At 40.0% G+C, this 12280-nt stretch carries 5 protein-coding genes; all 5 read right to left on the reverse strand.

Annotated features, from left to right (window positions below; genetic code table 11):
- Positions 1–9: 9 nt before the first annotated feature.
- Complete coding sequence (locus tag B2O97_RS10630; RefSeq protein WP_286767369.1) at positions 10–2391, reverse strand: ABC transporter permease; 2382 nt, start codon at positions 2389–2391, stop codon at positions 10–12.
- A gap of 69 nt (positions 2392–2460) precedes the next feature.
- Entirely contained in the window at positions 2461–4869 is a 2409-nt protein-coding gene (locus tag B2O97_RS10635; protein WP_286767370.1) for an ABC transporter permease, read from the reverse strand.
- A 45-nt stretch (positions 4870–4914) separates the two neighbouring features.
- Positions 4915–7386 carry an ABC transporter permease gene (locus B2O97_RS10640; protein WP_286767371.1) on the reverse strand — a complete coding sequence of 824 codons (2472 nt, stop codon included), beginning with the start codon at positions 7384–7386 and terminating at the stop codon, positions 4915–4917.
- A 34-nt stretch (positions 7387–7420) separates the two neighbouring features.
- The gene (locus B2O97_RS10645; RefSeq protein ID WP_286767372.1) at positions 7421–9841 is read right to left on the reverse strand and encodes an ABC transporter permease; all 2421 of its coding nucleotides are present in this window, start codon (positions 9839–9841) and stop codon (positions 7421–7423) included.
- A gap of 60 nt (positions 9842–9901) precedes the next feature.
- Positions 9902–12277, reverse strand: a complete 2376-nt coding sequence (locus tag B2O97_RS10650; RefSeq protein ID WP_286767373.1) for an ABC transporter permease — start codon at positions 12275–12277, stop codon at positions 9902–9904.
- Between the last annotated feature and the right edge of the window lie 3 nt (positions 12278–12280).

Raw genomic sequence — 12280 nt, forward strand, 5'->3', positions numbered from 1 at the left:
AAATATAAACTATTCATCGTGCAAACTTTTCACAGGATTGGCGTATGCCGCTTTAATGGATTGGAAACTCACCGTAAATAATGCAATAGCAATGGTTATCCCCGCCGCATATAGAAATATGGTGAATGGGAGCGTCGTTCTGAAGGCAAAACCATCGAGCCAATTTATACTGAAATATACAGCAATTGGTATTGCGATGACATTGGCCAAAATGACTAAGAGTAGAAATTCCTTGTTTAATAATTGTATAATGCTAAATACCGTTGCGCCAAGGACCTTTCTGATACCAATTTCTTTGGTCCTAACTTGTGCAGTATAGGTACATAGTCCTAAGAGTCCTAAGCAGGAGATGACGATGGCGATCAGGGCAAAAAAATTGAATAAAGAGCCTTGTTTCTGCTCATTCGTATATTGCTTTTGATAGCTTTCGTCCAGGAAGCTGTAGTTCATCGGCATATCATCATAATAACTTTTCCAGATGTGTTGCAAGGAGTTTAATGCGGATTTTGTACCAGAAGTTGTTGTTTTGATGTATAGCTGCCAGCAATCTTTTGGGCTATATTGAAAGACCATCGGCTCGATCTTTTGTCTAGCGCTCGCATAATTAAAATCTTTTACAACCCCAATAATAGTTCCCGGAACTGTTCGAATGCGTAAACGTGTGCCAATAGGATCTTTTAAACCCATTTCCCGTACTGCCGTTTCATTAAGAATGAAATGTGTTGAATCTGCTATGGAGCCTGTGAAATTACGACCTTGTGTTAGTTTTATCTTAAAAAAGTTGAGTGCAGATTGATCAGAATAGGTCATATTGAACCAGAGATTGGATTTGCTGGGCTTTCCTTCCCAATCGTTGTCTCCAGTTGAAGCTCCACCATAAACCATATCCCGGCCAAGACGGATAACATCATCAATATCCTTGTTTTTTAGAAGTTCGGTTTTGACAGCATCAAAATGTTTGGACATTTTTGGTGCCATAGCAACGGAAATAGTATGATCCTTTTCGTAGCCTAAATTTTGATGTTTTATAAAATCCAATTGGCGACCGATAACAATTGTTAAAGTGATAAGGATGATGGAAACAGTGAACTGCAGGACAACCAGTATTTTTCGTGCACTGGAATTTTTTATGGTAAACCGGCCTTTAAGTACTTTAATCGGATCAAATCTCGATAAAAGCAGGGCAGGATATACACTTGTAAGTACAAGTGTTCCTAAAAGCATGAGCAGTACGCTTATCCATAACGTAGGATTAAAGAGCTGTAGGGAAATCTGCTTCCCCGAGAAATTATTAAACAAAGGGAGGCCAATAAATACTAGCGCAAGTGCCAATGTTGATGCAATGACAAATAGTATGGTTGTTTCCAATATAAATTGGAAAAAAAGTTCCTTTTTACCAGCGCCGATAACTTTACGTATCCCAACTTCTTTTGCGCGCGACAACGACCGTGCAGTAGAAAGATTGATATAGTTAATACTTGCGATAACAAGAATCATAATCGCTACGCCTATAAAAACTCGAACATTGTCAATTCCTGCATCACTACCATCCATTTGGTAGAGATGCACCTTTGCGAGTGCTTGTGTAACGTAGGGGACAGGGGCATCCTCAGGTTTATTCCTTTCGTGTATCGCCTGTAGCTTTTTTGAAACTGTGGCAAGATTTGCATCAGGCCTCAGTTGGAGATAAGTTTCGAATGAAAAATTGGACCAATCTTCATCCATGGAAGATAAAAAGGTCTTATTATCATAGGTCGTTTTGTTTTTAATGTAAGCCTGTTCGTTAAATCTCGAAATGGGGAGCAGAACCTGAAATTGAAAAGTAGAGTTTTCTGGATAATCAGCAATGACACCTGATACAACACAAAGGTCCTCGATACCCAATGTCACAGTTTTTCCAATTGGATTTTCATCACCGAAGTACCGACGTGCCGTACGTTTCGTAAGTACAATGGAATTGTTGTCGGGGAAGGGTTGTTTTGAATTGCCCTGTAGTAGTGGAAAATCGAAAACCGTAAAATAACTGGGGTCTACAAATGCAAAGTTCTTTTCATTAAATCTCTTCTCTTTATATTTAAGTGCAGCATCTCCAATTTTGAAAATACGGACTGCATCCTGGACTTCAGGAATTTCCTTTTTTGCGAAACTTCCTACGGGAGCAATGATGGATCCAAAGATTCGTTTTGATATCCCAGTTCCTCCTTCTATTCCAATTTTGTAGATGGAATGCTGATTTTTATGGAACCGGTCAAAGGACAACTCGTCTTGTATCCACAGCAATAAGAATATCCCCACAACCATTCCTGCTGTTAATCCTAAAATATTAATGGCGCTGTAGAATTTATTAGAAAAAATACTTCGCCACGCGGTTTTGATGAAGTTCTTTATCATTGTTATGGGGTTTTAAGTTCTTAATATATGTTATGCACAGGAGTACGCTTATTGCTTTTACCCGCTGATTTATTCATCCCTTAGACTATTGATCGGATTTGCTTTTGCTGCAAAGACACTTTTGGTTGATAATACAAGACTTGCAAATGCAATCAAGCCCAGTGCAGACAGTCCAAAAATCCAGGGACTTATCGTGGTTCGATAGACAAATTCATTGAGCCAGCTCTGCATAAAATAATAAGCAATTGGAAAGGCTACTAGACAGGCTATTGCAACCAATGATAGCAAATTCCGAAGCAGTAGAAAGGTTATCTGGAAAACAGATGCCCCCAATACTTTACGGATTCCAATTTCCTTTGTGCGTTGATTTGCCGTAAATATGGCTAATCCAAATAAACCTAGGCCAGCAATCAGGATTGAAAGCCCTACTGCCCATGATAGAAGCTTAGAAAGCTGTTTTTCTTGGGTGTAGAAATTTTGGACGACATCATCCAAAAATTTCAGATCCAGTTCGTCGTCTGGAAAGACCGATTTATAATTAGCCGTTATTTTATCAATGGTATTTTTCCAGTTTTCGGGATGCGATTGGTCCAATGCAATATGGAGTACGTATCCTTCCTTACTGCCTGTATACAAGACTGGTTTAACCGCCTGTCGGGCAGAGGCTAGATCAAAATCCTCCATTACACCAACGATGATATTCTGCCCATTTTCGAAAGTTTTACCAATGGCATCCTGGGGATCTTTGATATGCAGTAGCTCAAGTCCTTTTCTATTGATCAGCATTTCACTGGTTGAATCCAGTAAACGTATATTCCTTCCTGCCAGAAGTGGAATTTGATAGACTTCCAAATAATTTTCATCACCTGAGCGGCTATCGAATGTTAGCGATTCCTTTGTTGGCGACTGATCATAAGTGATTCCTGTGGTCATCCAGCCGTTCATCGCGGGTGCAATGTTCCCAAAACTAATCGCTTTGATATCCGGCAATTTTTTGAGCTCATTTTTAAGCACGAGACCTTTTGTAGAATTTTGGAAAGCTCCAGGAATATTGATGTTGACGATCGCGTCTTTCTGAAAACCCATGTCTCGATGGGAGACGTAATTGATCTGCCGCACGACAACGAGTACACAAATCAGAAAAGCCTGAGCTAAGACAAATTGGAAAATAGTCAGTGCTTTGCGGACCCATACGCTTCGGGAAAGATTGGTGTTTTTTCCAAGCTGGTTTTTGAGTGCCAATACAGGAGCGTATCCTGTCAATACCCAAGCTGGATAAAACCCCGCAAGAATGGTGACCACGATAAGTTGCCCGAATAAGAATAAAAGAATAACGGTTTTGTCTAAACGGTCTAAACTTAAGTTTTTGGGAATAAATCCTTCAAAAACATGTAAGAACAAAGGAAGCAATAAAACCGCGAGTATTGTCGCCGATAAGGTAATCAGAAATGTCTCTAGTAAGAATTGTTTAATTAATGTTGCCTTAGAGCTACCCAATGTCTTGCGAATACCCACTTCTTTAGCTCTTTCGATGGATTGTGCTGTGGATAAATTGATAAAATTTACCGCCCCTAGGGCTAACAGGAAGAATGCCAGTAAAATGAGGTTGCGAAGTGCTTCTGGATGAGTCGCTTCATAATTAAATCGCGTGTCGAAATGAACATCAGATAAGGCTTGTAATTCAAGTTTATCGTTGATTTTTTCACCTTCTTTGTATTTATATTTTTTAAGGAGATTAGCAATATTTCGTTCCAAAAGATGCGGATTGCTGTGTGCTTTTGTCTTGATGAGTACCTGATGTGAATCAGAGATGCTGTTCCAAGCTTCCCAACTATACATCTTCTTTAGGTTGTTGTCTTGGACGATGGTCGCATCAGCGATGAAACTATCAAAATTAAAATCCGAATTATGTTGTGGATTTTCGATTACACCAGCGACCTGAAGTGGGATACTATCTGCATAGATGATGGTTTTGCCAATTACATTTGCAGGCAGTTCTTTTCCATAAAACTTTTCTAGTGTTTTCTGTGTAAGGATAATATTTCCGGATGAATTCAAAGCCTTAGGACTTCCAGCCAACCATTTCGAAGGGAAAATATCGAAGTATTGACTGTTGGTGAAAGCCATCTTTTGCTCTTTTGGAAAAGTTTGGAATTTATCCGTCGCGGTTGAAACTTTTAGTTTGGGAATATGGCTTCGATAAATGGGGGCTACTGCTTCTAAGTTCGGTAATTCCGATTCCATGGTACGAACCAATGGTACGTAAACACCGGCATTTTTAAATTCACCATTATTGACAACACGATAGACCTGTTCTTGATTTGGAACGTGTTTATCAAAACTGTAGTCGTATTGGATCATTAAGAAAATAACCAGCGTCGCCGTAATGCCAATCGCGAGACTGGTGATATTGATAAACGTGATCAACTTATGTTTTTTTAAAAAACGATAGGCTGTTTTAAGTGAATTTCCAATCATTGTTATTTCATTTTTTGTTAACCCCAATTTGATATTCTAGTGTTGCTATTCGTCCCGTAAGCTATTTACGGGATTTTGGATAGCTGCCTTGATCGATTGAAAACTAATGGTCAGTACCGCCGCAGATAGTGCTAGCCCAGCGCCTAATAGAAAAGGTGTTGCCGTAAGATCGATGCGGTAGTAAAAATCTTCCAGCCACTTGCTACAGGTCCACCAGGTCAAGGGTGCGGCAATAAGAATGCTGATTAAAATAAGCTGTACAAAGTTTTTAGCCAATAAATGAAAGATACTTGGAATACTTGCACCCAAAACTTTACGGATACCAATCTCTTTGCTGCGTTGGAAAGCCGCAAGGGTAATCAGCCCAAAGAGGCCCAAACAACCGATCAAAACAGCAACAATTGTACTCACGTTAATTAATTTGGCCAGATTTTGCTCTTTTTGATAGAGTGACGCAATCGTTTCATCGTAGAACTTTATTTCTATGGGGAGTTCCGGAAAAAACTGCGTATATACTTTGTTGATCGCTTCAATACTGGTTTTCCATTCTTTGCTGTTTCCCGATAGTTTTATATTGAAGGTATAGGCACCACGGCTAAAACTGCGCAAAGCCAAAGGTGTGATCTCTTTATAGAATTCCTGGGCATGAAAATCTTTAATAACGCCAACGATCGGGAAGGTACTGTCTTCTTGACCAATTGACTTCCCAATAGCATCTTGAGGCGAATTGAAACCGAACGCCTTGACAGCAGATTCATTAATAATATAAGCATTGACAGTATCGGATTGTGGTAGATTGGTGCCCGCAATTAACTTCATGTCATAGACAGTGATATAATTTGCATCCGCATTTTTAAAGAAAATATCGGATGAAATTTTCTCTTTTAACGTAGCGTCTTGTCGATGAAACCAAGATGATGAATAATTATTTGATAAGGGCTTGCTGCCGATTGACGCTGCCGAAACACCTTTTATTTTCTGGATCTCATGTAGGAGTGTTTGTTTCTTACTTTGATCCAGTTTTTCCTCATAAAATTTGTTGATGAGCTTGGAAGGTAGATCGAAGGTAACAACAGCATCTTTGTCGAATCCCATATCTTTGTTGAGGGTATAGGAGAGTTGTTGGCCGATAATGAGTGCTGAAACCGTAAAAAATTGAGCAATAAAGAATTGGAATACAATCAATGTTTTCCGAAGGTTGATTTGTGTTTTTCCGATTTGAAACTGCTTGCCAGCCCGAAATAAATTGACAGGCTGTACCTTTTTAATTAACCAAGAAGGATATGCCGAGGAAATTAAAGTCGTTACGGTCAGTAAAATTGCGATAAACAGCATGGATGTCGTCGAACTTGTAAAATCCTTTACTTTCTCCGGAATCATTTCCTGAAAATAGAAAAAGGCCAGTTTCGTCAGAAAGACCGAACAAACAAGTGCAATAGCAATGGTTAAAAGCGATTCAAAAATAATTTGGCTAACTAATTTTCCCTGACTACTTCCCAATGTTTTACGGACACCAATATCTTTACTCCGCGCTGGTATTTGTGCCGTACTAAGATTGATATAGTTGATACAGGCCAAAAGCATCAGAAAAGCAGCTACGGCAATTAACCCATAAATAACGGTTTTGCTTGTTCTTTCGGCGTACCATTCTTTTATGTGTACTGCAAAATGGGAATCTTTTAGTGGCATGACTACGACCTTACGGTTGTAGTCAAACTTCGGTTTTTTTTCCTGGCTGAATTCCTGCCATTTTTTTTGTCCGATCTTATTGATAGCTGCCTGGATTGGAAGGTCTTTTACACCATCTTTTAATCGGATATAAAGTCTGTCAGTACCATTGGTATTCGTCCAGACATTCAGTGGGTAGACTTCTTCTTTAAGCAAGACGAATTCTGTGCCATTGAACTCCGTGTTGAAGCCAAGGTCATCAACAATGCCAGTTACTGTTTTGGGTATACTGTCGTTATAAAAGATGGTTTTGCCGATTAAGCCCTGGACAGCCTGGTTTGGGAAATAAATGGCTGCCCTTTTTTTTGTCAATACGATGTCGTTGGCAGTTGAAAATACTTTCTCTGGTGAACCTGCTAACCATTTGTAGCCAACGAGCTTGAAGTAGTCGCTGGTAGTCTCCGTCACATTGCCTTCAGCCCCATCAAAGTCCTCGACAAGTTTTTGATTTTTTTGTCCCTTGTTGATTGTGACAGATTCCATTTGATAATTTCTGAATGCTGGAGCGACCAGTTCCACGCCCGGAATTTCTTTTCGGATGGCCTGATAAAACGGCTTGGCCAATCCCCCATTGTAATTATCCTTGCCATCATTTTTAAACTGAGAAATGATCCTATAGGTTCGTTCAAGCTGAGGAACTCCAGCTTCAAAACTATACTCATAATTGACAATCTTAAATATGACCCAACATGACGTAATACCGATGGCTAGTCCAATAATATTTAATAGGGAGAATAGTTTATTCTTCCAAAGTTGTCGAATTGCCGATTTTAATAGGAGGTTGTTCATAGCTGGAATATCGTGATGGGATTAAATTATATTGTTATTCGTCTCTTAAACTATCTACAGGATTTGCCTTGGCAGCCTTGAGTGTTTGAAAACTCACCGTTACTAATGCGATAGTGATTGTAGCAAAACCAGCAAAGACAAACATCCACCATTGTGGTTCAATATGGTATGCAAAGTTGTCAAGCCATTTTTTCATCGCCATCCAAGATAGCGGTGTCGCGATGAGGAGCGCTACAGCCAATAACTTGATGAAGTCGGAAGAGAGCAGGAGGATTAAATTATAGATGGATGCACCGAGAACTTTCCGTACACCGATTTCTTTGGTACGCTGTTGGGCTGTATACGTAACAAGTCCCAATAAACCTAAACAGGCAATAAAAAGTGCCAGTCCGGAGAAGGCTGTAAAAAGTCTTCTAAAATTAAAATCCGCTTCATATTGTCGATTGAAATTGTCGTCGAGAAAGCTATATAAAAATGGACGGTTTGGTACAAGTTCATTCCACAGCTTGCCGATTCTGGCAACGGTCTCAGGCTGGTTTACATGTTGGATATTCAAGGTTAAATACCGGCTGCTGCTTGGTTCAAGTCGCAAAGCTAAAGGCTCAATCTTACGGTGTAAAGAAAGGTAATTGAAATCTTTCACTACACCGATAACCGTTCCTTCTCTTCCCCATTGACGAAATTGTTTGCCAATAATATCTTGTGGATTTGAATAGCCCCATTGTTTTGCAGCAGATTCATTGATAACAAGTGAATGGGCCGTATCCGCTGGGAAATCTCTGGAATAGGCACGCCCTGCGGCCATTTGCAGACCAATATTAGGAATAAAGTCAACATCGACTTCATATAAGAAAGGAGCGAATTGACTCATCGTTCCGTTTGCTGACATGATTTCTGTTCCTGCATTTGGAAAAAATGTTCCCGGTACCGTACGTGATGCAGTGACAGACAAAACATCGTTATCTTTTGCTAGTGTAGATTTTATCGCTTCCAGGTTATTGTTTACCTTATCATCGAAATTATAATCTATCACAAGCCGTTGATCTTTTTGAAATCCAAGATCTCGGTGCTGTAATTGATCTAGTTGAGAAAAGACGACGACTGTACCTGCAATGAGCGCAATAGAAAGGCAAAATTGGAAAACAACTAATACGCGACGTAATAATGTACCACCTTTGCTGTTGCTATAACTTCCTTTAAGTACTGCAATCGGTTTGAAATTTGCTAGAATCAACGCGGGATAGCTGGCGGCAAGAAGTCCCGTAAAAATGGTAGTGAATAGGAATATTGCCCAGGTCGTCCCATTTTTCAGGGATGAATAATTGAGGTGTTTGCCCGAGAATACTTCCAAAAAGGGGAGAAAGGCCATAACGAGCAGTATAGCCAAAATACTACTGACGAATACAAGAACCAATGATTCAGACATAAACTGAAAGATCAGATTGCTTTTGCTTGCTCCTATGGTTTTTCGTACGCCTACTTCCTTTGCTCTTTCCATTGACCTTGATGTAGCCAGATTCATAAAGTTCACACAGGCGATCAGTAAGATGAATCCGCCAATAATGCTGAATATGTATAAATTCTGATAGCTTCCATTGGTACCGGGTTGACGATCTGCAGACGAGTGCATGTAAGCTTGCAGAAGTGGCTCGATATGGAAATTGTATTTTGCATTTGGGTTTTCATTTGTTGGGAGATGCCGCTTGAGAAACTCCGGTATTTTCTGGTCGAACTTTACAGGATCAAAGTCTTTTGAAGCGAGAAAGTACGTGTAGAAGTCTACATAATCCCAGCCTTCTTTATTAAATACGTCTGGCCGTGCTTTTCGGAATGTACTCATCGAGAGCAATGCATCGAACGTAAAGTGTGAATTAGCAGGTACATCGGCCATTACTGCCGTTACAGTATATAGACCTGCGTCAGCACGGCCCGCAGCTAAACCTCCCTCCAGCGTCTTGCCAATGGGATTTTGATCTCCGAAATATTTCTTTGCGGTACTTTCTGTTAATACAACAGAATAGGCGTTTTTTAAAGCTGTATGAGGATCGCCGGCCAAAACCTTCCAACTGAAGACATCAAATGCAGTGGAGTCCATGAAAAATACATTTTCCTCCTGGAATCTTTTATCGCCCTGTTTGAGCAGGATAGATGTTTGACCCGAGAATTGAACAACTTTCTCGATTTCTGGAAAGTCTGCTTTGATAGCTTCACCAATAGGTCCATTGCCCCAGATTTGATGCTGCTCTGTGCTGCTAACATCTTTATAGTCGTGTACGATGCGGTAAATCCGCTCTTTGTTTACGTGATATTTATCGTAGGAAAGTTCGTTCTGAACATAAATTGCGATCAATAGGCAACAGGCCAAACCTATTGCAAGGCCAATGATATTGATGGTCGAGTATCCTCTGTTTTTCTGGATATTGCGCCAGGCTATTTTTATATAATTCTTGATCATAGCTTTATTTCTTAAGTGCCAGTGTATACATGCCAATCATCCACTTTCTTATATTCGTTTTTATTCGTCCCTTAAACTATCTACGGGATTGGATAAAGCTGCCCGAACAGCCTGGTAGCTGACGGTAACAATGGCGATCAGCAAGGCCAAAATACCACCGAAGACAAATGTTTGCAGCTCTAGATCTGTTTTATATGCAAAATTGCTTAACCATTGTTTCATCAGGTAAACCGCTATGGGACAGGCTATCAGAATGGAAATGGAAACGAGTAGCACGAAATTTTTTCCCAATAGCCGGACGACACCAAAGGTGCTAGCTCCAAGAACTTTACGGATGCCGATTTCTTTTATACGCATTTGCGCTTCGTGAGTTGCCAATGCAAACAGACCTAAAGCAGATATAAAAATGGCAATACCTGCAAAAACATTGAACAACAAACCTGTACGCTGTTCGGATTTGTATAGACTATCAAATTGTTGATCAATGAAAGTATATTTGAAAGGAGCGTCTGATGGATAGCGGTTATAAACCTTCTCTAAGGCTTTGATGGCCTCAGCGGCTTTTGTGGTACTTGTTTTTACATAAAGCGTGCCCGATCCCCAGCGCGTCCAGAAGACCATTGGACCTATTTTATCTTTGATGGATTTGAAGTGAAAATCTTTCACCACACCGATAATTTGTCCAGGGAAATCGTGGAAACTCATATTGGATCCCACATATGGCGGCTTTAACCCCATTTGTTTTGCTAAGGTCTCGTTGATAATATATCCGGAAGAATCCGCTGGCAGGCCTGTGAAATTTTTCCCTTCAACGAACTGTATATTCATTAACGGAATAAAATCCTTGTCAATTTTGGCTTGCGCTACGATTAGCTTGTTGTCTTTGGATTTGCCAGGCCAATCTATATCGCCCGTGGCATTTCCGAAATCCGTCATGTTGTAAACACTTGAAAGAGAGACTCCTTGTATTGCGTCGTTATTTTTGAGTTCGGTCTGTATGGCGTCCATATGTTTGTAGGCCTCCTCAGGAAGACCAAGTGTAATGACATGATCTCGGTCGTATCCGAGGTTGATCTTTTGGATAAAATCCAGTTGATTGCGGATAACCAAGGTGCATACAATCAGTGTTACAGAAAGTGTAAATTGAAAAACCACCAATATTTTACGCATGGTCGTTGAGGAAACTCCTTTAACTGATTTTCCTTTTAACGAATGAATGGGATTGAATGAGGAAAGTTGTATCGCAGGATATATACTGGATAAGCCTAGTGTGCCGATAATCGCAACACCTATATATAACCATATTGTACTGTTTTGGAAGGAGTAGCTGATTGATTTTTGTGCAATTTGATTGTATCCAGTATGAAGTACAAGGATAAGAATGAAAGCTATTACGAGCGAGCAAAAGAATACAACAACCGTTTCGGTGATAAACTGTAAGAATAGATGGAGACGATTAGCACCGATTATCTTTCGGATGCCAACATCTTTGGCCCGGTCCAATGCCCGTGCAGTACTCAAATTGACATAATTTACTGCACCAATAACCAATAATAAGATTGCAATGATCCCAAAAATTTGCACCATGCGAAGTGTCGATTTATTGCCGTCCGGGGCGATTAAGTGCATGGTTTTTAAAGGATCTAAAACAAAGATGGTTGAATTTTCACCATCGCGGGCTTTGGTATAATTCTCCGAGATAAATTTTCCAATGAGGGTAGGAGAAGCCGTTGGTTTTACTTTGACGTAGGTAGCGAAGCTGTAATTGCCTAAGTCTTCATCGATTGTTTTCCATTTTCCATTACCGCCCCAATTTGTAAACCGTTGTGCATGATAACCTAATGGAATGATCACATTGAATTGCATCGAGGAATTTTGTGGAACATCTTTTAAGATAGCGGCTACGGTGAACAGATCTGCACCATAACGGAAGGTCTTTCCAATGGCCTGCTGGCTGCTAAAGAGTTTTTCTGCTGTTGATGCTGTGACCAGTGCCTGTTTATAATTTTCCTGAAAACCTACAAGCGAGCCCTCTTGTAAGGGAAAACGAAACATATTAAAAAAACTGCCATCAACATAATAGATACTCATATCCGTTACAGGGCGTTTCAGCTTATCGTTGACCAAGGTAACATTATAATCCTGTGAAACGCGCGTTGCAAATTCTACGTCGGGTGCATTTTTGGCATAGTTGCCTATAGGGCCGGGAGTTATGCCCCAAATTGCGCCGTTATGTTCTGGATCCAAATGGGAATTTACGGTATATATTGCCTCATAGTTTGGGTGAAATTTATCAAAGCTCTGTTCATCCTGTACCCAAAAAATAATTAATATCGCTGCAGTAAGACTGACCGACAGACCTAATATATTGATAGCGGTATAGAATTTTCTTTTCCTTAATTCTCTAATTGCGGTTATTAAATAATTCTTTATCATAGG

The organism is Sphingobacterium sp. UBA865 (assembly GCF_002295765.1).
Lineage (GTDB): Bacteria > Bacteroidota > Bacteroidia > Sphingobacteriales > Sphingobacteriaceae > Sphingobacterium > Sphingobacterium multivorum.